Origin of the sequence: Rhodococcus sp. 21391 (assembly GCF_016772255.1) — a bacterium.
Taxonomy (GTDB): domain Bacteria; phylum Actinomycetota; class Actinomycetes; order Mycobacteriales; family Mycobacteriaceae; genus Rhodococcus_F; species Rhodococcus_F opacus.
The window spans coordinates 101,917-127,173 of sequence record NZ_CP063782.1 but is presented as its reverse complement, the minus strand read 5'-3'; the positions used below and the strand labels follow the sequence as shown (position 1 = coordinate 127,173).

Below are 25,257 nucleotides of genomic sequence, written 5' to 3'. Positions count from 1 at the left end.
CAACGACGACGGGACGTGCTGTGGACTTTGATCTGACCGAGGATCAGGCGACGATCCGAGATGCGGTGCGAGAGCTCGCGGGCAAGTTCGACGAGCAGTACTGGGTGGAGAAGGACGGCGCGCACGAATTCCCCACCGAGTTCTACGACGCGTTCGCCAAGGGCGGCTGGCTGGGAATCACCACGCCGGAGGCGTACGGCGGGCACGGTATGGGCATCACCGAGGCCTCGATCCTGCTGGAGGAAGTCGCCGCGTCCGGTGCGGGCATGAACGGCGCGAGTTCGATGCACCTGTCGATCTTCGGGATGCACCCGGTGATCGTGCACGGCTCTGAGGAACTCAAGCAGCGCACGCTCCCGCGGATCGTGGATGGCGACCTGCACGTCTGCTTCGGTGTCACCGAGCCCGGCGCCGGCCTCGACACCACCAAGATCACCACGTTCGCGCGACGCGAGGGCGACAAGTACATCGTCAACGGCCGTAAGGTCTGGATCTCGAAGGCGATGGAGTCGGAGAAGATCCTGCTTCTCACCCGCACCACGAAGTTCGAGGACGCGAAGAAGAAGACGGACGGTCTGACACTCTTCCTCACCGACCTGGACCGCTCGAAGATCGACATCCGCCCGATCAAGAAGATGGGGCGTAACGCGGTCACGTCGAACGAACTGTTCATCGACAACCTCGAGATCCCCGTCGAGGACCGCGTCGGCGAGGAAGGCAAGGGCTTCCGGTACATCCTCGACGGCCTCAACCCGGAGCGCATGCTCGTCGCCTCGGAGGCCCTCGGCATCGGCCGGGCCGCCCTGCGCCGCGGCGTCCAGTACGCCAACGAACGTGAGGTATTCGGCCGCCCGATCGGCATGAATCAGGGACTGCAGTTCCCGCTCGCCGATTCGCTCGCCCGACTCGACGCCGCGGAACTCATCCTGCGCAAGGCGACGTGGCTCTACGACAACGGGAAGCCCTGCGCCCGCGAGGCCAACATGGCCAAATATCTTTGCGCCGACGCCGGTTTCCAGGCCGCGGACCGCGCCCTGCAGACTCACGGCGGCATGGGCTACTCGGAGGAGTACCACGTGGCCCGGTACTTCCGTGAAGCCCGCCTGACCAAGATCGCTCCGCTCAGCCAGGAGATGGTTCTCAATTACCTCGGCGAGCACGTCCTCGGCCTTCCCAGGAGCTACTGATGTTCGAACTCACCGGCAAATCCGCCCTCGTGACCGGGGCCGGCAGCGGCATCGGTGCCTCGGTCGCGCAGGCCTACGCGCGAGCAGGTGCGGCCGTGCTCGTCACCGACGTCGACGGCGACGCCGCTGCGGCCGTGGCCGCGGGGATCACCGCGGCCGGCGGTTCGGCGAAATCCGCGGCTCTCGACGTCCGCGACGGCGAGGCGGCGGCCGCGGCGGCGGAACAGGCCGCCGCCCTGAACGACGGCACGCTCAACATCCTGGTCAACAACGCCGGTGCCATCGCGCCCGCAATGTTCCCGAACCTCGAAGAAGACGACTTCCGCCGCATCGTCGACATTCACCTCGTCGGCAGTTTCGTCTGCAGCAAGGCCGTCCTCCCGTACCTGCCCACCGACGGCAGCGGGCGGATCATCAACGTGACCTCCGCGGCCGGCCTGGTGGGCACCATCGGGCAGGCCAACTACGGTGCCGCGAAGGCGGGCATCATCGGTCTCACGAAGTCGCTGGCGCGTGAACTCGCCAAGAAGCAGGTGACGGTCAACGCGCTCGCGCCGCTCGCCGCCACCAAGATGACGGAGAACATCCGAAGCAACGAAAAGCTCGCCGCCAAGACGCTGGCGCGGATCCCGCTGGGCCGCTGGGCGGAACCGGACGAGATCTCGTCCAGCTTCGTGTTCTTCGCGTCCGACGGTGCGGCGTACATCACAGGCCAGGTGCTGCCCGTCGACGGCGGGACGGTGATCTGATGGCTGAGAAGCGCAACCCCTTCCGGCGTTCCTCCCGCGAGGTGATCATCGCGGAAGCAGCGCGCACCCCCATGGGCAAGTCGCACCCCGACCGCGGCTGGTTCCGCGACACCCATCCCAACGACATGCTCGGCGCGGTGTACACGGAACTGATCCGCCGCAGCGGACTGGCTCCGGCGATGGTCGAGGACCTCGTGATCGGGTGCACCGCACCGTTCGGCGAGCAGTCCCGCAACATCGGCCGCAACGCCTGGTTGCAGGCCGGCTACCCGCCGGAGGTCCCGGCCGTCGTCCTGGACCGCCGCTGCGGATCCGCCCAGACGGCCGTCGAGATGGGCGCCGCCCTGGTCGGTTCCGGCACCCACGACGTCGTCGTGGCCGGCGGTGTCGAACACATGGGTCACGTGCCGATGAACTCACCGGCCAAGATCTCCGAACTGTACGGCGACCCGTGGCCGGAAGCGCTGCGCGACCGGTACGACTTCGTGAACCAGGGCGAGAGTGCCGAACTCATCGCGGACCGGTGGGAGATCTCCCGGCAGGAGATGGACGAGTTCGCCGTCCGCTCCCATCGTCTGGCGACCGAGGCCATCGAGGCGGGCCGTTTCGACGCCGAGATGATCCCCCTCGACCTCGCGGGCGAGACCCGGTCCACCGACCAGACCCTCCGCCCCGGAACGAGCCTCGACAGCCTGGCCGGGCTGAAGACGGCGTTCCGGGAGAACGGCCGGATCACGGCGGGCAGTTCGTCGCCGATCTCGGACGGGGCGGCCGGCGTGTTGCTCGCTTCCCGCGAGGCCGTCGACGCGCACGGACTGCAGGCCCGGGCCCGCATTCTCGATCAGACCACCGTCGGGGTGGACCCGATCATCATGCTGACGGGTCCGATCCCGGCCACCCGGAAGTTGCTCGACCGCAACGGAATGAGCATGAACGACATCGACCTCTTCGAGGTCAACGAAGCATTCAGCTCGGTCGTCCTGGCTTGGGATCGGGAACTGAAGCCTGACATGGACCGGGTCAACGTCAACGGCGGTGCGATCGCGCTCGGTCACCCCGTCGGTGCGACCGGTGCCCGGCTCATCGCCACCATCGTGGCGGAACTCGAGCGACGTGACGCCGAAATCGGTCTGGTGACCATGTGCTGCGGCGGCGGCCTGGGAACGGCGACCCTGATCCAGCGGATCGACTGATGATCGACCTGACGCCGCACATCCGGCCCGGGGACGGAATCTGGTGGAGCCAGACGAGTGCGGAACCCACTCCGCTCGTCCACGCCCTGCTCGACCAGGTGTCGTCGATCGGCCCGGTCCGGGCGTTCGTGGGACTGACCTGGAATCGCCGGTTGACGAGCGAGTTGCCCGACGAACTCTCCGTCGTCTCCTACGGTGGCCTCGGCGAACTGCGCCGCCTCGCCCGTCTCGAGGTCGTGCCCTGCCACTATGGGGCGCTGCCGCGGCTGTTCGCCGAACGGCGGCTCCCGTGCGACGTCGGGTTCGTGCAGGTGTCACCGCCGGACTCGGCCGGGAACTGCTCGCTCGGGGTCGGTGTCGACTACATCGCGGACGCCCTCGACCACACACCGGTTCTCATCGCCGAGATCAACCGGCGCATGCCCGTCACACTCGGCGCACCACGAATTCCGTTGTCGCGGTTCGCTGCGGTGATGGAAACCGACCGGCCGTTGCTCGACGCGCCGGACCGTGAGCCGGCCGCGGTGGAATTGGCGATCGCGCGGAACGTCGCCGAACTCGTGGCGGACGGAGACACGATCCAGATCGGTGTCGGGACGCTGCCGTCCGCCGTCCTCACCGCTCTCGAGGGTCACAAGGACCTCGGGATGCATTCCGGCATGATCTCCGACGGGGCGCTCCGATTGATCGACCGGGGCGTGCTGACCGGGGCGCGCAAGGAGATCGACCCTGGGTTGCACGTGACGGGCGCCGCGCTCGGAACGGCGGTCTTGTACGACAGGCTTCCGGGTCTTCCGGTGGCCTTCCGTCCGGCGAGCTACACCCATGCGCCGCAGGTCCTCTCGCAGCTGCGGTCGTTCGTGTCGATCAACTCGGCGATCGAGGTGGATCTGACCGGGCAGGTCGGCGCGGAACTGCGCAACACGACCTACGCCGGTGCCGTCGGGGGCCAGGTGGACTTCTCCCGGGCCGCGGCGATGACCGGCGGCCGCTCGATCATCGCGATGCGCGCGGATTCGCGTGGGGAGTCGACGATCAAGACTGCTTTGGAATACGGCGCGGTCACCACCGCCCGCGCCGACGTGGATTTCGTGGTCACCGAACACGGTGCCGCGGCACTGCGCGGATGTTCCCTCGGGGAGCGTGCGCGGCGCATGATCGCCGTGGCGGCACCCGAGCACCGCGAAAGGCTGGAATTCGATCTCGAGGAGTACGACCTTGCGTCCGCAACGGAGTGAGGGGAAAGGAGTCAACGCCATGGCACGTCCGCAGCGGGTCCAGATCCGGGAGGTCGGACCGCGTGACGGCTTCCAGAACGAACCGGAGCACATCCCGACCGACGACAAGGTGCGGTTGATCGACGCTCTGGGACGGGCGGGGTTCACCCGGATCGAGGTCGCCAGTTTCGTGCGGCCGGACGTGATCCCCCAACTGGCGGACGGGGTGGAGGTACTCGGTCGCATCGACGTACCCGACGACACCAAACTGATGGTGCTCGTCCCCAACAGCAAGGGGCTGGACAACGCACTGAAGGTGCGCGACAAGTTCCACGAGGTCGCGATCTTCGTCAGCGGGTCGGAGACCCACAACAAGAAGAACGTCAACCGCACGGTCGACGAGACGATGGCCGACAACGACGTCATGGCCAAGCGAATCGTCGCCGAGGGACTCGACTGCGCCGCGGTGATCGCGACGTCGTTCGGTTGCCCGTTCGAGGGCAAGGTCGACCTGGGACGCGTGCTCGACCTGGCCGAACGGTTCGCCGAGGCCGGCGTCACCGAGATCGGATTCGGCGATACCACGGGCATGTGCAATCCGGCGTACGCGTCGGAATTCTTCGCGGCGGCGCTCGACCGGCTGCCCGGCGTCGAGGTGACCGCGCACTTCCACAACACGCGTGGTCAGGGCCTCGCCAACGCGTACGCTGCACTCGAAGCAGGTTGCGCGAGCTTCGAATCGAGCTTCGGTGAGCTGGGCGGCTGCCCCGTTCCTGCGGGCTCGACGGGCAATATCGCCACCGAGGATCTGGTGAGCATGTTCCACGAGATGGGCGTCGAGACGGGTCTCGACCTTCCCCGGGTCATCGAGGCCGCGCGCGAAGCTCAGACAGTGCTCGGCCGCAAGCTCACCAGTCACTCGATCGTCGCGGGCCCCATCGAATGGGCCGCGAGCCCGCGCTGACCGCTTTCCACCACGAACACCACAAGACGGAGTAGAACATGAGTAATCGAGTCGCATTCGTAACCGGCGGTGCACAGGGCATCGGCAAGGGCATCTCCGACGCCCTCGGGGCAGCGGGCTTCCGCGTCGCGGTGGCCGACCTCAACCTAGAGGTCGCCGAGGAGACCGCCGCCGGTATCCGCGACGCCGGCGGCCAGGCGATCGCCGTGCCCGTCGACGTCACCGACACCGCGTCCGTGCAGGCCGCGGTGAAGCAGGTCGCCGAGCAGTTCGGCCCGGTCGAGATCGTCGTCAACAACGCCGGCTGGGACGACTTCATGCCGTTCCTGAAGACCGACGAGGCGTTCTGGGACCGGATCCTCGACATCAACTTCAAGGGCCAGCTGCGGGTCATCCAGGCGACCGTCCCGGGCATGGTCGAGCGCGGCTTCGGCCGGGTCATCAACATCGGTTCGGACGCCGGCCGCGTCGGCTCGTCGCTCGAGGCCGTCTACTCGGGTGCCAAGGGCGGCATCATCGCCTTCACCAAGACCCTCGCCCGTGAGGTCGCGACCAAGGGTGTCACCGCGAACACGGTGTGCCCCGGCCCGACCGACACCCCCGCGCTGCGCAAGTTCGCGGACACCTCCGGCCAGGACGCCGACAAGGTGATCGGCGGCATGACCCGTGCCGTGCCGATGAAGCGGCTCGGGCAGGCCGAGGACATCGGCGCCGCGGTCGCGTACTTCGCGTCCGATGCAGCAGAATTCGTCACCGGACAGACCCTGTCCGTCAGCGGTGGCCTGACGATGTCCTGATCGGCGGCGATTCCGAAGGTGCGGCCCGGATTCCGGGCCGCACCTTTCGCTGTTTCGCGGGCTCTCTTGATAACGATCGTTTGCACATGTGCCTATGATCGAATCATGACGAACAACGGTGATTCAACGGATTTCGTGTCCTGGACGGCAGTGGGGGAGTTCGAGGACATCCGATACGAGCACAGCGGCGACGGGATCGCGAAGATCACGATCTGCCGGCCGGAGGTGCACAACGCGTTCCGTCCGCAGACGCTGATGGAAATCTCCGAGGCCCTGGTCGATGCCCGCGAGGACTCCTCGGTCGGCGTCATCGTGCTGACCGGCGAGGGCCCCGACGCGTTCTGCTCGGGTGGCGATCAGCGGGTGCGCGGGGATACCGGCTACCTCACCGAACCGGGGAAGTCGGGCAGTGTCGGCCGTTTCCACGTCACCGACCTGCAGATTCAGATCCGGCGCCTGCCGAAGCCGGTGGTGGCCATGGTCGCCGGCTACGCGATCGGCGGCGGCCACATTCTGCACCTGGTCTGCGACCTGTCCATCGCCGCGGACAACGCCCGGTTCGGTCAGGTCGGACCGAAGGTCGGGTCGTTCGACGGTGGCTACGGTGCGGGGCTGCTCGCCGAACTCGTCGGGGTGAAGAAGGCCAAGGAGATCTGGTTCCTGTGCCGTCAGTACGACGCACAGCAGGCGCGGGAGATGGGGCTGGTCAACACCGTTGTCCCGCTCGCCGACCTGGAGCGGGAAACCGTGCAGTGGTGCCGCGAGATGCTCCAGCTGTCGCCGTTCGCGCTGCGGCTCATGAAGGCGAGCTTCAACGCCGCCGAGGACGGGATGGCCGGCATTCAGCAGCTCGCTCACGACGCAAATCTGCTGTTCTACTCGACGGAGGAGGCGAAGGAGGGTCGCGAGGCGTACAAGGCGAAGCGGCGCCCCGAGTTCGAGAAGTTCCCGCGTCGCCCCTGATCTTCCATTTCGGTCCAACAATTAGTATGATTGGCGCAATACCTCAGGTGAGTGGCACGGTGTGCCCGCGTGCACATTGCCGCTCACATGGGACTGGACCGAGAAGGATGGTGTGCATGTCGGAAACCGCAACGCCCGCAGTCGCGTGGAGCGACGTCGACGCCGGCGTCATGACGATCACGCTGCAACGCAGGCCGGCGAATGCGCTCGGGTTGCCGATCATCGACGGCCTGAATGCGGCGCTCGACGCAGCCGACGCCGACGGGTCGGTGAAGGTGGTCGTCGTTCGCTCGGACATTCCGGGCTTCTTCGCGGCCGGCGCGGACATCAAGCACATGTCGTCCGTGGACGCGGAGTCGTTCACCGCATACGGGGATCGACTCCGTGGGGCGCTCGACCGACTCGCGTCTGCGGACCGCATCTCGATCGCTGCGGTGGACGGCCTCGCGCTCGGCGGCGGCCTCGAACTGGCCATGGCCTGCACCCTCCGGGTCGGCGGGGCGGACGCGAAGTTCGGGCTGCCCGAAGTCAAGCTCGGCCTCATCCCCGGAGCCGGTGGGACGCAGCGCCTTCCGCGTCTCGTGGGCCGTGGCCGCGCATTGGACATCATGCTGAGCGCCCGTCAGGTCCTCGCCGCCGAGGCGCATGCGATCGGCCTGATCGACCGGCTCGTCGACGCGGGCACCGCCACGGATGCCGCGCAGGCGCTCGCGGCCGAGCTGTGCACGATGTCGCTGCCCGCGCAGCGCGCCGTCATCCGCACGGTCGACGCGTCGTTCGACACCCCGCTCGAGGAGGGCTTCCGGTTCGAGGTCGCGCAGGAGCAGGACCTGTTCGAGAACGGAGAGGCGAAGGAGGGCATCACCGCCTTCCTCGAGAAGCGCGCTCCGCGATTCTCCTGAGCGTCATGACGCCGGCGCGTGCCGGGCGGGGTGCGATCGCGTTTGCCTTGTTCCTCGTCTATGTGATCTGGGGATCGATCTATCTCGCGATCCGTCTGGTGATCGACGAGGTCCCTCCGCTCGGCTCGATGGGTGCACGCTTCCTCCTCGCCGCTCTGTTGATGGCCGCCTTCCTGGCCTTTCGCGGCGGCTGGCGGCGGCTGCACCTCACCTGGCGGGAAACGGCAGGCGCGTCGTTCCTGGGTGTGCTGCTGCTCGCCTGCGGGAACGGCCTGACCTCGGTCGGCCAGCTGCACGGCGTGCCCTCCGGGGTGACGGCGCTCCTCGTGGCCATGGTGCCGCTGTGGATCTGCATCTACCGCACGCTGTCCGGTGACCGTCCACGGGTTCTCGAATTGGCCGGCGTCGGTGTGGGGCTGATCGGTCTCGCAGTCCTGGTGCTGCCGCACGGCGGTGAGCACGCGGGACTCCCGCTCGTCGGCGTGGCGGTCATCGTATTGTCCAGTGTGTCCTGGTCGGTCGGGTCGTGGATCAAGCCCCGAATCTGGCTGCCTCACGACGTGTATGTCAGTGCGACGTACCAGCTTCTGGCGGCCGGCGCGGCCATGACGCTCGCGTCGGTTGCGACAGGGGAACGACTGCACGGCGAGATCGGACTGCGCGCGTGGGGCGCGTTCGGTTACCTCGTGGTCTTCGGCTCGATCGTCGGATTCACCGCGTACGCGTGGCTGTTGCACCACGCACCGCTGCCGCTGGTGGCCACCCATACGTATGTGAATCCGGTGGTGGCCGTGGCACTCGGGTCGGTCGTCCTGTCCGAGCCAGTCACACCCGTCCTCGTCATCGGCGGAACGGTCGTACTGCTCTCGGTCGTGATGGTGGTCAGTGCACACGCCGGGCCGCGACGGCGGGGGGATTCCTCCCTGAACGATTCCAAGGTATTATTATCAGACCAAAGATCTACAGGAGGTGGGTAGATGGTGCGGGACGACTCGAAACGCTCGTTCACCGGGCCGCTGTCGGGCTTGAAGGTGATCGAAATCGGTTCGATCGGGCCGGGTCCGTTCTGCGCCATGCTCCTTGCCGATCTGGGCGCCGACGTGATTCGCGTGGATCGCGCCACGGGTTCGGGACTGGTGGGGCCGAATGCCGACTTCCGCACGGAATTGCTGCACCGCGGACGTCGCTCGCTCGCCGTCGACCTCAAGCATCCGGACGGCGCCGCGGTGGTGCTCTCTCTCGTAGCGGACGCCGACATCTTGATCGAGGGCTTCCGACCCGGGGTCGCTGAGCGACTCGGCATCGGGCCGGACGACTGCGCCGCACGTAATCCCGGGCTGATCTACGGACGTATGACCGGTTTCGGTCAGGACGGACCGCTCGCTCAGCACGTCGGCCACGACATCAATTACGTCGCGCTCAGTGGTGCCCTGTCGTTGATCGGACGGCAGGGCCAGCCGCCCACACCGCCGCTCAGTCTGATCGGCGACTTCGGTGGCGGGGGAATGCTCCTCGCGTTCGGGTTGCTGTCGGCGCTGTTCGAACGGCAGCGGTCGGGACTCGGGCAGGTGGTCGACGCCTCGATGGTCGAGGGGGCCGCACTCCTCGCGACGCCCTTCTTCGGGTTTGCGCAGACCGGAACGTGGAACCCCGAACGCGGCACGAACATCGTCGACAGCGGTGCGCCCTACTACGACGCCTACGAGACCGCGGACGGGAAGTGGTTGGCCGTCGGCGCGATGGAACCGCATTTCTACGCCGACCTCGTTGCGCTGCTGGATCTCCCGGACGACCTCCCGGAGCAGAACGACCGATCGCAGTGGCCGCAGATGAAGAAGATCTTCGCGGACGCCGTGCGCGGCCGGACGCTCGCAGACTGGCTCGAGGCGGGAGAGGGACTCACACCCTGCATATCGCCCGTCCTCGACGTCGACGAGGCGCCGTCGCACCCGCACCATGTCGCCCGTGATGCGTTCGTCGATGTCGACGGTCTCGTCCAACCCGCGCCGGCGCCGCGATTCAGCCGCACTGCGGCCGCAGTAGATCGCCGTCCGCCGTTGCCGGGCGAACACACCACCGAGATTCTGACCGACTGGGGGATCGACCCTGGCCGCGCCGCAGACTGGCTGCGCTCGGGTGCGGTGCGCGAGGCCGCCGCGGGGACCTGACCCGGCCGGACGGGTGTCCGGACCACAACGAAAAGACTTGCGGCGACCACTGGGATCGTCGAATTGAGAAGGAGTGACCTCGTGACCGAGCCCACGACATGGGAAACGTTCACGCTCGACCGGCCGGAACCCGGCATCGCCGTCGTGACGTTGAATCGCCCCGAACGAATGAACTCGATGACGAACACCATGTTCATCGAACTGGAGAGGGTTGCGCTGCAACTGGATCACGAACACGACCTCCGCGTCGTGATCCTCACCGGCGCAGGCAAGGCGTTCTGCGGCGGATTCGACCTCGACGACGCCGAAGGTTTGTCGTCGCTGACACCGATGGGCATGCTGGACCAGCAGGAATTGGCGGCGCGCGCCCTCTCGGCGATCCGCAGCATCCGCGTCCCGGTGATCGCGGCGGTCAACGGCGCAGCCGCGGGCGGTGGACTGTCCCTGTCCCTCGCCGCCGACATCCGGATCGGTTCGCCGGCGGCACGGTTCAACGCGGCGTTTGTGCGGATCGGTCTGTCCGCAGGCGATCTGGGCGCGTCGTGGCACCTGCCCCGTCTCGTCGGCCCGGCACGCGCAGCCGAATTCGCCTACACCGGCCGCTTCATCGAGGCTGTGGAGGCCGAGTCCCTCGGACTGCTGAACGCGGTCGTTCCCGCCGAGTCGCTGCTCGACGAGGCGCTCGCGATGGCGCGGCTCATCAGTGCGAATTCCCCTGCCGGAGTGCAGCTGTCCAAGCGTGCGCTCCACGCGAACATGGAAGTGTCGTCGTACGCCGCCGCGCTCGAACTCGAGAATCGCGGGCAGGCATTGCTCACTCGCGGCGACGACATGCCCGAAGCCCTGGCCGCGTTCAAGGAAAAGCGCAGCCCTACGTTCACGGGACGGTGATCCAGATGACGCAGACCGAAACGCGCGAGAATACCGCGGTGCTGAGCAATTACGTGCCGCCGCAGCTGGAGACCCTCACCCTCGAGGTGCTGCAGGGCAAGATCGTCGTCCTCACGATCAATCGGCCCGACCGGATGAACTCGATGGTCGTGAAGATGTTCGAGGAGTTCAACACCGTCGCATACGCGCTGCGCGACACGGACGCGCGGGCGCTGATCATCCGCGGTGCGGGCGATCGCGTGTTCTGCGCGGGCTTCGACCTGGACGAGATCAGCGTGATCACCGAAATGGGTGTGCGGGAGTTCCTCAGGTTCCAGGAGACCGCGACCGGGGGCCTGGCGGCTCTGCACCACCTGCCGTTCCCGGTGATCGCCGCGATTCACGGTGCCGCGTCCGGGGGCGGGCTGGCGCTCGCGCTCGCCGCCGACATCCGGCTCGTGGCGCCCACCGCGAAGTTCAATGCGGCGTTCGTCAAGGTCGGACTGTCTGTCGGCGAGCTCGGCACGTCGTGGCAGCTCACCCGGCTCGTCGGACCGGGCCGGGCCGCGGAGATCGCCTACACGGCGCGTTTCGTCGGCGCCGACGAAGCCGCGCGGATCGGATTGGTGAACCGGGTGGTGCCGAGCGAGGACCTGTTCGACGAGGCTGTCGCGGTGGCCGAGGCGATCGCATCGAATTCGCCAGGCGGTGTCCGGATGTCGAAGCGTGCGCTGCAGCGGAACCAGGAAGTGACGTCGTATGCGGCGGCCCTGGAGTTGGAGAACCGGGGACAGGCGCTGCTCACCCGGGGCGCCGACATGCCGGAGGCGCTTGCGGCGTTCAAGGAGAAGCGGGCGCCACGCTTCACCGGCCAGTAAGGATCGACTGATGACGACATGGATGGAGGCGAGCGCATGACCTGGGAATGGACGCCCGACACGCTCGGTGCGCTGGAGTCGTTCCTGCGCGACCGCGGGATCACCGAGGGCCCGCTCACGACCGCCCGGATAGGCGACGGACATTCCAACCTGACGTTCCTCGTTTCGGACGGGGTCCGTCAGGTGATCGTCCGCCGCCCGCCTCCTCCGCCGATTCCACCGGGCGCCCACGACATGCTGCGGGAGGCCCGTCTCGTCGGCGGTCTCGCCGGGAGCGGCGTGCCGGTGGCGGACGTCCTCGCCGTCGGCCAGACCGGCGACGTGCTCGATGTCCCGTTCTATGTGATGGACTACGTCGCCGGGCCGGTGGTCACCACCGAGACCCCGTCCGCGCTGAGTGCGCCGGCGGATCGACGTCGGATCGGGGAGGCCTTGATCGACACGCTCGCCGCACTGCACGCGGTGGACTGGCAGGCCGCCGGCCTGGGCGACCTGGGCCGCCCGGAAGGATTCAACGAACGTCACCTGCGCCGCATGGGCGGGCTGGTCGCGGCCGAGGACGGGACACCGCCGCCGGAGTTCGCAGACATCGACGCGTGGCTCGGCGCCACCGTGCCCGCCGAATCCGGTGCGGCGATCATCCACAACGACTACCGCATCGGCAACGTCATCCTCGCTCCGGAATCACCGGGACGTATTGCTGCAGTGCTGGACTGGGAGCTCGCGACGATCGGCGACCCGCTGTTCGATCTCGGCTACTTCCTCGCGTCGTATCCCGTCGAGGGGGAGGAACGCACACCGACCGAGGACCTCGGCACCGCCGTGCTCGAGGACGGATACCCGACCAGGGACGAACTGGCTCAGCGGTACGCGGCCGCCACCGGCGCCGACCTGTCGAACCTGAGCTGGTACACCGCGCTGGCCCTGTGGAAGCTGGCGGTGCTGTACGAATACGGGCGCCGCCGCGCCGTCGCCGGAGTCGGCGATCAGTACTACCGCGACGAGGCCCTCGTGCGGTCCTTCCTCGACGCCGCCCATCGCGCGGCAGGGCTGGCGTCGTCCGTGGTCTGACCTCTGTGTCAAGGCCGTCTCAGAAGGGAAGTGTGCATGGATCCGATCGGGCTGGCCACGTGGCTGCGTTGCCGCTCCGAGCGTGACGGAGATCGGTCGGCGGTCAGCTTCGCCGGTGAAACCCTGTCGTTCGCCGAACTGCAGAACCGGATCGAAGGCTTCGCCGATGTGCTGGCCGCGTGCGAAGTCCGCGCGGGCGACCGCGTGGCCTACGTCGGTTTCAACCACAGCCGGTTCCTGGTGGCGCTGTTCGCGACCGCACGGCTCGGCGCGGTATTCGTGCCGCTCAACTTCCGGTTCACGGGTAGCGAACTCGCGCACAACATTCAGGACAGCGACGCCCGCCTGCTCATCGCCGACGAGGCCCATACCGCCCCCGTCGACGAGGTACGCGACGGACTCGGCGTGCAGCGCTGGCTGCGGATCGGCGAGGGCACGGACGGCTGGGAAGGAATCGACGACCTGCTGACGCAGCGTCCCCGCCACGTCGAGGAAGTTGCCGTCGACGCAGATTCGCCCGCCCTGATCCTGTACACCTCGGGAACCACAGGAAGGCCGAAGGGTGCGATACTCACGCATCGGAACCTGTGGACCAGCAACGTCAACTGGATGCTGGCGGTGAACTACAACGCCGAGCATGTCGCGCTCACGTCGGCGCCACTCTTCCATTCCGGCGGAATGTGCGTCATGACACTCCCGACGCTGATGGCCGGTGGCCATGTCATCGTCCACGAGCAGTTCGACGCGGGGACACTGCTCGACGACATCGAGCGGCACCGGGTGACATCGTTGTTCATGGTGCCGGCCATGATGCTGTTCACGAGCAAACACGAGCGTTTCGACACCGCCGACTTGTCCAGCGTCCGTATCATCGTCGCGGGTGCAGCGCCTGTCCCGGAACCGATGTTGCGGCTGTACGGGGCACGGGGCATTCCTGTCAGCCAGTGCTGGGGTCTCACCGAGGCGGCGACCGGAGCGACGTTCCTGGGCATCGATCGCGCGCTCGACAAGCTCGGGTCCTGTGGCACCGCCGGCATGCTGAACGAGGTCCGGCTGATCGACGCCACCGGCAACGTGGTGACGACGCCCGGTGCGCACGGAGAACTGTGCGTGCGCGGCGACACCGTGACCCCGGGATACTGGAACATGCCCGAGGAAACTGCCGCCGCACTCGGCCCGGATGGCTGGTTGCGCACCGGTGACGTCGCCTACCAGGACGAGGACGGCTACTTCTACATCGCGGACCGACTCAAGGACATGATCATCAGCGGTGGCGAGAACGTCTACCCCGCGGAGGTCGAAAGCGTGCTGTACGGCCATCCGGCCATCGCCGAGGTCGCGGTGATCGGCGCCCCCGATGATCGCTGGGGAGAACGGGTGGTGGCGGTCGTCGTCCCCGTGCCGGGCGCGCGACTGGAGTTGGAGGAGCTGCGAGAGTTCGCCGGTGCCGCACTGGCCCGGTACAAGTCGCCGCTCGAATTGCGCATCGTCGACCTACTCCCGCGGAACACGACCGGGAAGGTCCTCAAGCACGAGCTGCGTGCCATGAGCGGCACCGGCGCCTGACCGCCGGCGCAGTGGCGGTCATATGCGATGACACGTGACCGTCGCCGTGGTGCAGGTCTTTCCGGATCGATTGCGTCCGGCGACCTGGACGACGGCGAAGGTGCGGCCGCGGTAGATCACTCGGGGGGAAGGTGATCGGCTCGGTGCCCGGGCAGGGCCGCACGAACGCCATGGCGATGGACGTCGTCTGGAATTCGGCCTCGGGCGTCACCGCGGAGTGGCCGGCGATCTCGGAGGCGCACAGGAGGACCCCGCCGTGGACGTCGCCCAGCGGATTGCGCAGCGATTCCGACGGTTCGAGTTCGAGGCCGGCGGCGGCGTTGTCCCGTCGGTGGTGAGCGCCGACCAGTTCGATGATTGAGTTCGCGTTCACTCGGGTGCGCACGTCGTCGGGCACCGAACCTGTCGGCATCTCGGCGGAGACGAAACGCAGCCGGGCGCTTGCGAGCGCAACGACCCGTCCGGACACGTCGACGACCCGGCCCGTTGCCAGGCCGCCGTCCGAATCGACGCTGACGATGTGGCTTTCCGCCTTCAGGACAGAACCGTCCAGTGCGGGGCTGCGGGAGAAGTCGAGGTGAAGTTCCGTCGTGACGGACCAGTGCCCGGCCGGGGCGCGGGCGGTGATGGGGTACCCCGTCACGTCGTCGATCAGGACACCGACAGCGCCGCGGCACGGCATCCCTCGCTCATCGGCCATCCACGGTCCGGTCGTCATCACGGACGTGCCGTGATTGGCGTCGCCGGTGACGGGTGCTACCCGGAACAGTGCTTCGGCACCGGATGCGATGAATGGGAGTGCGGTGACGTCCTCGATGGTCATGTCCCTCCTGGACAGACGGCGAAGGCCTGCCGACGGACGCGAGTCCGTCGGCAGGCCTCCCTGATGTGTAGGTCAGACGCCGCGCTGGGCCTTGGCTGCTTCGCTGGCGGCCTTGCTCTTTTCCCGGGCGGCGGACCAGTCCTCGTTGCTCATCGACGTCAGTCCGGCGAAAGTACCGGGGCCGGCCAGCATCTGGCCGCCGTCCATGGCGATGGTCTGGCCGGTGAGGTAGTCGCAGGCGTCCGACAGCAGGAAGATGGTCAGATTGGCGAGTTCCTCCATGGTGCCCATCCGGCCCATCGGCACCTGGTCGGCCTGGGTGGCGCCGACGGCACTCTTCTCGGTGGGGTTGAGCATCTCCCACGCGTAGTCCGTCGGGATCGGTCCGGGGGCCAGGGCGTTGAGCCGGATGCCGTACCGCGCCCATTCGACGGCGAGCGACATCGTCATCGAGTGCACGGCGGCCTTCGCCATCGCGGACGGGACGACGAACGCCGAGCCGCTCCACACCCAGGTGGTGAGGGTCGACAGGACGACGCCCTTGGTTCCGCCTTCGATCCAGCGGCGGCCCGCGGCGTGGGTGGTGTTGAACGACCCGTTCATCACCGTCGACGTGACGGCTTCGAAGGCGCGCGGGCTGAGCGATTCGGTGGGGGCGATGAAGTTCGCTGCGGCGTTGTTGATCACGCCGGTCAGGGGGCCGTGCAGCGCCCAGATCTCGTCCATGGCGGACGACACGAGGTCGGCGTTGCGGACGTCGACGGTCTGCCAGTGCACCGAGCCCGGTCGGGAGACGGATGCCTCCGCGGCGGCCTCTTCGAGGACGGCGGGCCGGCGGCCCCACAGGTGTACTTCGGCGCCGTGGTCGACGAGGTGGCGGGCGACGCCGCGACCGAGTCCGGTGCCGCCGCCGGTGATGAGCACCCGCTTGCCCGCGAGGGCGTCGGACGCGAAGGGAGAAGTGGTCATGCGCTGGTCCTAGTGGTCGGGAACGTGGGCTACAGGCCCAGGCTCTTGCTGATGATCTCGCGCTGAATCTCGTTGGTGCCGCCGTAGATCGGCGGCGCCAGGGAGCGGCGGACCTGTTCCTCCATGCCGTATTCGCGGGTGTAGCCGTAGCCGCCCATCATCTGCATCGCCTCGAGTGCGGTCTTCTTCGCGATCTCGGTACACCTCAGCTTGGCCATCGACCCTTCGCGGTTGAGGTTGTCTTCCTCGCCCGCGTCGATCCGCTCGGCCACCTCGTACACGAAGGACTTCGCGAAGGCGATCTCCGTGGCGAGGTCCGCGATCCGATGCCGGATGGCCTGGAAGCTGCTGATCTTCTGGCCGAACTGCTCACGTTCGGTGACGAACGCGATTAAATCGTCGAGCGAACGCTGGGCGCCGCCCAGTGCCATCGTCGCGATGATGAGCCGTTCGACGCTCAGTCCGCGCATCAGATGGCGCCACGCCTGGTTCGGTGTGCCGACGACCGCGCTCACCGGGACCGCGACGTCGGTGAAGTAGAGGTCGTTGCAGGTCCGGGCCTCCATGGTCTGGATTTCGCGGATCTCGAGGCCCGGAGCATCGGCCGGCACCATGAACAGGGTCAGGCCCTGGTGCTTGTTGCCGGAGGAGTCGGTCCGGGCCAGGAGGAGGATGTGCTCGGCGATGTGTGCCGCGGAGATCCAGGTCTTCTGCCCGTTGATGACGTAGTGGTCGTCGACCAGTTCCGCCTTGATCCGGACGCCCCCGAGATCGGAGCCGGCGCCGGGCTCGCTGAGGGCGATCGCCTCGAGCTTGCCGGCGGCCATGTTGCCGACGATGGTGTGCTTCTGCTCCTCGGTGCCGTAGCGAAGATAGGTCTGCGCGGCGGTGAGACCGGTGGAGTAGGCGGTAATGGGTGCGAGGCCGCGGGCGGATTCCTCGAGGAAGATGCATTCCTCGACCATTCCGGCGCCGCCTCCGCCGTATTCCTCCGGCAGCGAGACGGCGAGCCAGTCGAGGCCGGCGAACTTGTCGAGGATGAGGGGGCTGTTCGCCAGTGTGCCGCCGTCGGTCAGCAGGTCGCGTTGCTGGAGGGTCTTGCATTCGGCGGCGCAAAATTCGCGGACGGCAACCGCGAACTCCTGTTGCTCTCTGGTGAAACGCATTGCTGCGGCTGCTCTCTCGCGTGAGGGGAGGGGGTGGGGTCTACGCGCGGGCGGGAGGCGAGGCGCGTACGCCCCGCCTCCCCGAACGGTTAGGCCCCGCGGAACTTGGAGAAGTCGGGCTTGCGCTTCTCGTTGAACGCGCTGATTCCCTCGATGGCCTCGGCGGACTCACCGAACAGCTTGAGCGTCGAGTAGGCCATGTTGCCCTGTGCGATGAAGTGCTCGGTGTCGGCGTTGAGTGACTGCTTGAGCACCTTCAGCGACGTCGGCGAGAGCTGCAGAATCTCGTCTGCCCACGCCCGGACCTCAGCCCGCATCTGGTCACCGGGCACCACCTTGTTGACCAACCCCCAGTCGAGGGCCTGCTCGGCGCTGTAGCGGCGGCACAGGAACCAGATCTCACGTGCCCGCTTCTCGCCGATGGCCCGCGCCAGGTATCCGGTGCCGAGTCCGGCGTCGAACGATCCCACGCGCGGTCCGTTCTGGCCGAAGATCGCGTGGTCGGCGGCGATGGACAGATCGCATAGCAGGTGCAGCACGTGGCCGCCACCGACCGCGACACCGTTGACCGCGGCGATCACGGGCTTTGGCACGTCGCGGAGCACGCGGTGTAGAGACTCGACCTCGAACAGGCCGCTGTCGGACGGGCCGTAGTCGCCGGTCTCCATCCGCTGCTTCTGGTCGCCGCCCGAGCAGAACGCCTTCTCGCCGGCGCCGGTGAGCGCGATCGCCCCGACCTCGGAGCTGCCCCACGCCTTCTTGAACGACTTCACCAACTCGTCGACCGTCCGCGCACGGAACGCGTTGTACCGCTCGGGCCGGTTGATCGTGATCCAGGCAAGTCCGTTCTCGACCTCGTACGTCACATCCGTGAAGTCACTCGTGAAGTCACTCATCGACCTGTTGGTCCTTTCCTGTTGCCCGCGGAGCGTGAGCCGCCCGCGACGTTCTTTTGGTCTTACCTTATGACGAAGGTAGCGCTGATAACGAGCGTTTTCAAGGGGGAGTGCGAAAAATGCTTCTACCTGCGGCGATGGTTTCGTTCTTTTCTGCACAAAATGGGATTCGGCGAAAATCGACCGCGTGGAGCCCGTGTGGCGGGCCGCGATGGGCTCCCGGGGCTCCAGGACGTTCTTGCGTGCTGAATGTGGTGGATTACGAACGTAATTGGGTGGATGTTCTGCGGTAGGCGCACTACTTCCGTGCTCACGCACCCCCTGTCGGCGCCCACAGCGAGTGCGGGAACCGAGAAGGTGAGCGTCGATGCCTCGCGGGAGCCGTCAGCCCTGCGCCGTCACCGCGCGGCCCTGGCGCGGACGCCCATCGCGCCGCACGCCGGGGCGGGCCAGTCGACGTCGGTGCGTGCCAGTTCCCGGTCGACGGCGTCCGCGACGTCGACCGCGAACGGGACCACTCGGCGGCTGGTGAGGTCGACGTGTGTTGCGGTGACCTCGAGGGTGCTCGCGAGGCGTTCGGTGGTGTCGTCGACGAGAAACGCCATCGCGTGGACGACCTTGTCCGAGCGTTCGACGATCCGAGCGTGCACCGACACGCGGTCGCCGACGTGGACCTCCGCGTAGTAGCGGATGTGATGCTCCGCGGTGAAGAACCCCTGGCCACGGGTGGTGCGGTAGTCGTCGGTGATGCCCATCCGATCGAACACTTCCGCGATCGCCTGCGCCTCGAGGTCGAAATAGTGGCGGATGTTCATGTGGCCGTTCTCGTCCTCGTAGGCGGACGGAACGAGTACGGGCCCGCACTCGCGGGGCAGGGCAACCACCTGGAGGTATGAAGGGATTCCGGCTGGTGACGTCATCGGTCCACAATAACGATCGTTAACAGCGAGTGCTAGAATGCAGCTGTGGACCGGAACAGGAAGATTCTCGACACCGCCGCAGAGCTGTTCTACGAAAAAGGCTTTCACGGCACGAGTGTCGACGAACTGGGCTCCCGTGCCGGTCTGAGCGGGCCTGCCATCTATCGTCATTTCTCGGGCAAGGACGAGATTCTGGCCACCCTGTTCGACGAGGCGATGGACGAGTTGATCGGCGCCACCGAACCGGTGCACGAGGATGCGGATCTCGATCTCCAGCGGATGATCCGCCACCACGCTCTCTATGCTGCCCGGCACCGCCATCTCGTGAACGTCAGCCAGCGTGAGGACCGGTCGCTGGTCGATCCGTGGCGGAAGGCGATCAACCGCCGGCGCAAGCAGTACGTCCAGGGGTGGGAGGCCGCGGTGACGCGGGCGATCCCCGCCGCGTCACCGGCGGAGGTTTCGGTGGCAACCCAGTCGTGCCTGGGCATGATCTTCTCGATCGCGTACTGGCCCGCCAAGGTGACCCGCACCGCCGGTCTGGCCGACCACATGGTGCGGATGGCCAGCGAGGGCCTGGACGCTTTCCGGCAATAGCACACCGCGAATAGCACACTGCCCCTGCATCTATCGGTGGATGCAGGGGCAGTGGCAGCTTCGGGCTATGTTGTGATGCTGGAGCGGTACGTGTAGGACGACGACCGCGACAGGGCGAACTCGAAGATTCCGTAGCCGGTCTGCCCGTTCCACTCGAACGTGCAGCACCGGTCGGTCAGGGCCGAGTCGAGTGTCGTCGGCCCCACGGATCCGTCGAGTGGATAGACGTCGAACTCCTGGAAGTCGCGGCCACGGACCTTGCCATGGTGTCCGCCGTAGCCACCGCCCGCCATGTACCCACCGCCGGCGGAGGCGTCCGCACCGATACGGTAGGTCGCACCGCCGGCCGTCACGACCTCCACCGTTCCGGAGGCCAGGTCGTTGCCCGACGTGAACACCAGATCGTGCCGGACGTCGGTGATGTCGTCGAGTCGGCCGTCGTCGTGCATGACGGCGCCTTCCAGCAGAATTCGGCCACCTCGGCGGTCCTCGACGAGCAGGAACCCGAACGTGCGGTCCGGGAACTGAGCCTGGTACCAGATGTGCAGGCCCTGCCCGCCGGACATGGTGCGTACCCCGCGGGAGCGGTCCCGCAGGCCGTACCACCCGCCGACGTCGGTGGTGGTTCCGTCGAGGGTGAGGGTGCCTTCGTAGCGGCCGGGCTGGAAGAGATGGTCGAACGACGTGACGTTGCCGTCGGTGTTCTCCACGTCCACCGATCCGAGCCAATACGGTGCCCGGGCACGCCAGACCAGGTCCAGTTCGAGTCCGGTCTTGTTCTCACCTAGCTGGATTCGCCAGGTCGTGTTGTCCTCGAGCGTCTCCCACCGTAGCGGCCCGACGGAGGCGGCGTCGGTCGCGTCGTGCTCGGTGGAGAAGCGCAGGTTGCGCTGTTCGGTCTCCGTGGTGAGGACGATGAAGCCGTCCACGACGTTCCGCGGTGGATAGACCCCGGCGCCGAGGATCACCGACGGCGCGGCGGCGCCGTCCGGGTGGAGATTGAACATGAACCGGTCGAAGAATTTCTCCGGCATGTCCTCGGCGGTGTGCGTCACCAGGGCGTCGTGAAATCCGTCGGTCATACGTGCTCCTTCTGTTCTACGGTCACATTGTCGGCGCCGATTTCGCGATGGTCCAGCGTGAAGCGGTAGGAACCCATCATCAGCAGGCACGCGATGGCGACGCCGACCAGGACGATGATCGGAAGCGCGCCGGCGCTGTAGGAACCGGTGGCGCCGTAGACCTGTCCGAGCAGGAAGATGCCGAACGCCGACCCCTGCGCGTACAGGAAGTAGATGAATCCGAGCACCCGGCCGTAGGAGTGCTTGGGGAAGTACCGGCTCACCATGTAGGCGGCGAGATCGCCCTCGGACCCCAGGCCGAGGCCGATCAGGGCGGCGCCGAGGAACAACGTGCCGACCTGCGACGACGTGATTATCAGGAAGACGCCGACCGCGCACAATGCGAAGATGACCGAGCCGATGGCGGGGGCGTAGAACCGGTCCAACAGGTAGCCGGCCAGCAGGCGGGCGGAAACCGACGCCAGGCTGAGGACGGACAGGATCGAGACGGCGGTGCCCTGGCTGATGCCCTTGTCCGTCGTCATGGGCACGATCTGCGACATCAGCCCGAACGTCGCCGACGACACGAAGAAGATGGCGATGGAGAGCAGCCAGAACTGCCGGTACTTCCTCGCCACGGTGAGCAGCGATTCCCCGGCCATCCGGCCCTGCAGGCGCGCGGCCATGCGCTCGGCCTCGTGTTCGGCCGGCATGCGGGTGACGAAGGCGTAGACGGCGGCCGGGATGACCGTGCACAAGCCGCCGATGACCAGGAAGGCCAGGCGCCATCCGCCGATGCCGAGCATCCAGTTGGCCAGATACGGCATCAGCACACCGCACGAGCCGAGGCCGGCCATGAGGATGCCTAGCGCCATGCCGCGACGGTCCTGGAACCACGCACTCACCACGGTCGAGTGCGCGACGGGGTTCACGGCGCCCGCCCCGGCGCCGATCACCACACAGAGCAGGTAGAAGGCGAGTTGATTGTTCGGGAGTACGGACATCAGCATCAGGCCGATTCCGAACGCCAGCGACATCGGAACCGAGGGGATCTTGGGCCCGTACCGGTCGATGAGGAAGCCCAGGATGACGATGCTGATACCCACCAGCACCGTTTCGATGGACAGACCGTTGCTTATAACGCTTCGTTCCCAGCCGAACTCCTGGGTCATGGGCTTGCCCAGGATGTTGAACAGAACGTTGACCGCCGTCGTGCCGAACAGCAGAGTCATAAAGCCTGTGACGACGTACCACCAGCGGTTCAAATGCCGCGTGGACGCTGTGCTCATGGGAGCTCCTGTCGATCGATGTCGAGGGTCGAACAGTGGACGTGGGGTGCGGGCGAGCCAAATGAGTGGCGCTCGTCACAGTATGAGAGCATATGGACAGTCCAAACGTAAAGGACAGACCAAAAGACGCTACGTGGTTCCCACAGCCGTTCCTCTCGGTGATCCGAAATCGAACATCCTGCTCGCGATGCGACGCAGCTGGAGCTCGTCGGTGCCCTCAGTGATGCGGTACCGCCGGTGGTGGCGGTAGATGTGCTCGAAGTGCTTGTGGCGGGTGTAACCGACGCCGCCGTGGATCTGGATGGCGCGGTCGGCCGCCCGGCAGGCGAGCTGGTTGCTGCGCAGGTTCACCATCGCGACCTTGTCGGTGACGGCCGTCTTCCCGAGCTCGTCCATCATGGCCGCGGTCTTGTAGATGGTGTTGCGGATCAGTTCGGCGTCTGTCTGCAGTTCCACTAGCTGCCACTGGATGCCCTGGTGTTCGTGCAAGGGCTTGCCGAAGACGACCCGTTCCTGTGCGTACCGCACACTCTCGTCGATGCAGTACTGCGCGGCCCCGAGCGACGACGCAGCCTGCCGGATGCGGTTCTCGTGGACGAACAGCTGCGCACAGTCGAGACCGCGGCCGACCTCGCCGACCACGGCGCCCGCGGGCACCCGCACGTCGTCGAGATGGACCTCGGAGTGGTCGCTGGGCATGTTGAACGTCCAGTGGTTGAACGGCACCGAGAAGCCGGGGGCATCCGTCGGCACGAGGAATGCGGTGATCCCGTCCGCCTTGCCTGCCTGCCCGGACGTGCGGGCGAACACGAGGTCGACCTCGGAGCAGTCGACGAGACTGTTGAAGCGCTTCGCCCCGTTGATGATCCAGTCGTCGCCGTCACGGCGGGCGGTCGTCTCCAGGTACGTCGCGTCGCTGCCGTGCCCGGGCTCGGTGAGACCGAACGCGATCTCGATGTCGCCGCGGATCAGTGGTTCGAGGTACTGCTCCCGCTGTTCGTCGGTGCCGTATTCGTGCAGCACGAGCGCAAGGGGGAGGTTCGCGACCACCGATGCCTCGTCGGCGTGCGGGAAGTGCAGACCCGAGCCCCGGGTGAGGAGGTGCTCGCGCACGACGGCCATCGCGAGGTTGCTCCCGTCGTTGCCGCCGAGCGCCCGGGGCAACGGGAACCGAAAGAACCCGGCGGCGTCGGATCGGCGCCGCGCCTCGAGCAGCAACTCGCGCCACTCCTGCTTGGGGAATCCGTCCCGTTCCCAGTCCGTGCGGGCGTACTCGCGACGGTGGTCGAAGAACTGCGGGTGCTTGGCCTCGAGCGGGGTGATCTCGCGATCGATGAACGCGTCGAGGTCGGTGACGAACTGCTGCACATCGTCGGGAATGGTCCAGTCCATAGGGCGTCCTCCGCTTCGGTTTCCTGATGCATCGGACGGTAGGGAGCGGCGGCACCCACGGCCACGAGGCCGCCGCGCCGCACTGTTGATTTCTCCAGTGCCGAATCGACGGTTCCTGTGGTGCGCGTGGTCGCCGTGGTTGCATGCGGCCATGCTGAAGCTGAACGGGATCGACGAGTTGGTTGCGCGGGTGGGCACCGACCTCGGCACGACGGACTGGTACGACGTGACCCAGGACCGCATCACGGCGTTTGCACACGACACCGAGGACTTCGAGCGGATCCACGTCGACCCCGAGCGGGGCCGGGAGGCCGGATTCGGCGGCACGATCGCGCACGGAATGTACACACTGTCGCTCGGGCCGAAGTTTCTCTACGAGGTCTTCGAGATGACCGGGCATTCGCTGGGACTCAACTACGGCTTCGATACGGTGCGGTTCCTGAACCCGGTCCGGGTCGGTTCGCGGATCCGTATGACGGCGCGACTGCAGGATGCGCGGCCGATCGACGGCGGATATCGGTTCACGATCCGGCAGACCTTTCAGATCGAGGGTCACGACAAACCCGCCTGCGTCGCGGACGCGGTCGTGGCCTACTTCCACTGAACACGAGGAGAGTGACGTTCATGCGAGCAGTCGTCGTCGAGGAAATGACCGGCCCGGAGGGCGTGACGTTGGCAGAGGTGCCAGAACCGCAGGGTGCCCACCCCCGGGCGGACGGTCAGCGACTACTCGTCGACGTGCACGCCGCCGGACTGTCGTTCATCGACCCCCTGCAGACCTGGGGGAAGTACCAGAACGGCGTGCCCACACCGTACGTATGTGGCAGTGAGTTCGCGGGTGTCGTGGTCGAGGCACCGGTCGGCACCGACTTCCGGCCGGGCGACCGGGTCGGCGGAATCGTGTGGCACGGTGCGCTCGCCGAGCAAGCCCTGGCGTTACCCGACTACACGGTGAAGATCCCGCCGTCGATGTCGTTCGTCGAAGGCGCGGCGCTCTACATGAACTACTCGACGTCCTGGTACGCGCTGCATCGGGCGCAGGTTCGGCCGGGGGAGTACGTGCTCGTCCACGGCGCGGCGGGTGGGGTGGGCACCGCCGCTCTCGACCTCGCGGACACGTTCGGGGTGAAAGCGATCGCAGTCGTGTCCAGCGACCGGAAGGAAGAGGTCGCGCGCCGGCACGGCGCGCACGCGGTGGTGCGGTCGGACGGGCCGTGGCTCGACGAGGTGCGCGAGCTCACCGAGGGGCGCGGCGTGCACGTCGTGATCGACCCGGTGGGCGGCGACCGGTTCACCGACTCGCTCCGTGCACTGCGCCAGGGCGGGCGACTCGTGGTCGTCGGATTCACCGGCGGCTCGATTCCCACCGTCAAGGTCAACCGCCTGCTCCACCGCAATCTCACAGTCACGGGAATCACCATGGACAACATGGAAACCGAGTATCCCGGCACGCTGCGGATGGTCCGGGACGCCGTCGAGACGCTGGCCGCCGAGGGGCGGATTCGGCCGTACGTCGGGGCCACGTTCCCGCTCGACCAGGCGGCGACCGCACTGCGTGCGCTCGACGACCGCGCCGCGATCGGGAAGGTCGTGGTCGAGGTGGTTGCGTCGGCCTGACG

The 25,257-nt window shown here is 67.1% G+C and carries 25 protein-coding genes; 17 read left to right on the top strand and 8 right to left on the bottom strand.

Annotated features, from left to right (window positions below):
- Nucleotides 1–20 precede the first annotated feature (20 nt).
- From GO592_RS35285 to GO592_RS35220, 14 genes are all read left to right on the top strand, one after another.
- On the top strand, nt 21–1,187 hold the full coding sequence (locus GO592_RS35285) for an acyl-CoA dehydrogenase family protein (protein WP_007299648.1): 1,167 nt from the start codon (nt 21–23) through the stop codon (nt 1,185–1,187).
- Complete coding sequence (locus GO592_RS35280; RefSeq protein WP_007299649.1) at nt 1,187–1,936, top strand: SDR family NAD(P)-dependent oxidoreductase; 750 nt, start codon at nt 1,187–1,189, stop codon at nt 1,934–1,936. Before GO592_RS35285 ends, GO592_RS35280 begins: the two co-directional genes overlap by 1 nt.
- Entirely contained in the window at nt 1,936–3,129 is a 1,194-nt protein-coding gene (locus GO592_RS35275; RefSeq protein ID WP_007299650.1) for a thiolase family protein, read from the top strand. Before GO592_RS35280 ends, GO592_RS35275 begins: the two co-directional genes overlap by 1 nt.
- Nucleotides 3,129–4,367, top strand: coding sequence for an acetyl-CoA hydrolase/transferase family protein (locus GO592_RS35270; protein ID WP_007299651.1), 1,239 nt, complete (start codon nt 3,129–3,131; stop codon nt 4,365–4,367). The genes GO592_RS35275 and GO592_RS35270 overlap by 1 nt, the downstream gene beginning before the upstream one ends.
- A gap of 19 nt (nt 4,368–4,386) precedes the next feature.
- Nucleotides 4,387–5,310, top strand: coding sequence for a hydroxymethylglutaryl-CoA lyase (locus GO592_RS35265; protein WP_007299652.1), 924 nt, complete (start codon nt 4,387–4,389; stop codon nt 5,308–5,310).
- Between the two features lie 38 nt (nt 5,311–5,348).
- The gene (locus tag GO592_RS35260; RefSeq protein ID WP_007299653.1) at nt 5,349–6,107 is read left to right on the top strand and encodes an SDR family NAD(P)-dependent oxidoreductase; all 759 of its coding nucleotides are present in this window, start codon (nt 5,349–5,351) and stop codon (nt 6,105–6,107) included.
- A 105-nt stretch (nt 6,108–6,212) separates the two neighbouring features.
- Nucleotides 6,213–7,070, top strand: coding sequence for a 1,4-dihydroxy-2-naphthoyl-CoA synthase (menB, locus tag GO592_RS35255; protein WP_007299654.1), 858 nt, complete (start codon nt 6,213–6,215; stop codon nt 7,068–7,070).
- 116 nt (nt 7,071–7,186) lie between these two features.
- Entirely contained in the window at nt 7,187–7,972 is a 786-nt protein-coding gene (locus tag GO592_RS35250; RefSeq protein WP_007299655.1) for an enoyl-CoA hydratase-related protein, read from the top strand.
- A gap of 5 nt (nt 7,973–7,977) precedes the next feature.
- Nucleotides 7,978–8,949 carry an EamA family transporter gene (locus GO592_RS35245; protein ID WP_007299656.1) on the top strand — a complete coding sequence of 324 codons (972 nt, stop codon included), beginning with the start codon at nt 7,978–7,980 and terminating at the stop codon, nt 8,947–8,949.
- On the top strand, nt 8,950–10,140 hold the full coding sequence (locus GO592_RS35240; RefSeq protein ID WP_007299657.1) for a CaiB/BaiF CoA transferase family protein: 1,191 nt from the start codon (nt 8,950–8,952) through the stop codon (nt 10,138–10,140).
- Nucleotides 10,141–10,221: 81 nt separating this feature from the next.
- Complete coding sequence (locus tag GO592_RS35235) at nt 10,222–11,031, top strand: enoyl-CoA hydratase/isomerase family protein (RefSeq protein WP_007299658.1); 810 nt, start codon at nt 10,222–10,224, stop codon at nt 11,029–11,031.
- A 5-nt stretch (nt 11,032–11,036) separates the two neighbouring features.
- Nucleotides 11,037–11,888 (top strand): enoyl-CoA hydratase/isomerase family protein, encoded by an 852-nt coding sequence (locus tag GO592_RS35230; RefSeq protein ID WP_050998682.1) that lies wholly within the window; start codon nt 11,037–11,039, stop codon nt 11,886–11,888.
- Between the two features lie 36 nt (nt 11,889–11,924).
- Nucleotides 11,925–12,959: a phosphotransferase family protein gene (locus tag GO592_RS35225; protein ID WP_039952440.1), complete on the top strand. Its 1,035-nt coding sequence runs from the start codon at nt 11,925–11,927 to the stop codon at nt 12,957–12,959.
- A 36-nt stretch (nt 12,960–12,995) separates the two neighbouring features.
- Nucleotides 12,996–14,525 carry an acyl-CoA synthetase gene (locus GO592_RS35220; RefSeq protein WP_007299661.1) on the top strand — a complete coding sequence of 510 codons (1,530 nt, stop codon included), beginning with the start codon at nt 12,996–12,998 and terminating at the stop codon, nt 14,523–14,525.
- Here the strand turns inward: GO592_RS35220 and GO592_RS35215 are convergent.
- The 5 genes from GO592_RS35215 to GO592_RS35195 all read right to left on the bottom strand — a co-directional run bounded on the left by GO592_RS35215 (nt 14,485) and on the right by GO592_RS35195 (nt 19,299).
- Entirely contained in the window at nt 14,485–15,348 is an 864-nt protein-coding gene (locus GO592_RS35215; RefSeq protein ID WP_007299662.1) for a PaaI family thioesterase, read from the bottom strand. The two genes, GO592_RS35220 and GO592_RS35215, sit on opposite strands and share 41 nt — an antisense overlap.
- A gap of 72 nt (nt 15,349–15,420) precedes the next feature.
- Nucleotides 15,421–16,317 carry an SDR family oxidoreductase gene (locus GO592_RS35210; protein WP_007299663.1) on the bottom strand — a complete coding sequence of 299 codons (897 nt, stop codon included), beginning with the start codon at nt 16,315–16,317 and terminating at the stop codon, nt 15,421–15,423.
- Nucleotides 16,318–16,346: 29 nt separating this feature from the next.
- Complete coding sequence (locus GO592_RS35205) at nt 16,347–17,483, bottom strand: acyl-CoA dehydrogenase family protein (protein ID WP_007299664.1); 1,137 nt, start codon at nt 17,481–17,483, stop codon at nt 16,347–16,349.
- 89 nt (nt 17,484–17,572) lie between these two features.
- Nucleotides 17,573–18,379 (bottom strand): enoyl-CoA hydratase-related protein, encoded by an 807-nt coding sequence (locus GO592_RS35200; RefSeq protein ID WP_007299665.1) that lies wholly within the window; start codon nt 18,377–18,379, stop codon nt 17,573–17,575.
- 398 nt (nt 18,380–18,777) lie between these two features.
- Nucleotides 18,778–19,299, bottom strand: a complete 522-nt coding sequence (locus GO592_RS35195) for a thioesterase family protein (RefSeq protein WP_007299666.1) — start codon at nt 19,297–19,299, stop codon at nt 18,778–18,780.
- A gap of 45 nt (nt 19,300–19,344) precedes the next feature.
- On the opposite strand from GO592_RS35195, the gene GO592_RS35190 reads away from it, so the two are divergent.
- Complete coding sequence (locus GO592_RS35190; RefSeq protein ID WP_007299667.1) at nt 19,345–19,896, top strand: TetR/AcrR family transcriptional regulator; 552 nt, start codon at nt 19,345–19,347, stop codon at nt 19,894–19,896.
- Nucleotides 19,897–19,961: 65 nt separating this feature from the next.
- On the opposite strand, the gene GO592_RS35185 is transcribed toward GO592_RS35190, so the two are convergent.
- From GO592_RS35185 to GO592_RS35175, 3 genes are all read right to left on the bottom strand, one after another.
- Nucleotides 19,962–20,978, bottom strand: coding sequence for a DUF7064 domain-containing protein (locus GO592_RS35185; protein WP_007299668.1), 1,017 nt, complete (start codon nt 20,976–20,978; stop codon nt 19,962–19,964).
- Nucleotides 20,975–22,246 carry an MFS transporter gene (locus GO592_RS35180; RefSeq protein ID WP_039952443.1) on the bottom strand — a complete coding sequence of 424 codons (1,272 nt, stop codon included), beginning with the start codon at nt 22,244–22,246 and terminating at the stop codon, nt 20,975–20,977. Before GO592_RS35180 ends, GO592_RS35185 begins: the two co-directional genes overlap by 4 nt.
- Nucleotides 22,247–22,375: 129 nt before the next feature.
- The gene (locus tag GO592_RS35175; protein ID WP_007299670.1) at nt 22,376–23,638 is read right to left on the bottom strand and encodes an acyl-CoA dehydrogenase family protein; all 1,263 of its coding nucleotides are present in this window, start codon (nt 23,636–23,638) and stop codon (nt 22,376–22,378) included.
- A gap of 151 nt (nt 23,639–23,789) precedes the next feature.
- Here GO592_RS35175 and GO592_RS35170 point away from each other — a divergent pair, with 151 nt between their 5' ends.
- Entirely contained in the window at nt 23,790–24,242 is a 453-nt protein-coding gene (locus GO592_RS35170) for a MaoC family dehydratase (RefSeq protein WP_039952495.1), read from the top strand.
- 20 nt (nt 24,243–24,262) lie between these two features.
- Nucleotides 24,263–25,255, top strand: a complete 993-nt coding sequence (locus GO592_RS35165) for an NADPH:quinone oxidoreductase family protein (protein WP_039952498.1) — start codon at nt 24,263–24,265, stop codon at nt 25,253–25,255.
- The last annotated feature ends 2 nt before the right edge of the window (nt 25,256–25,257 follow it).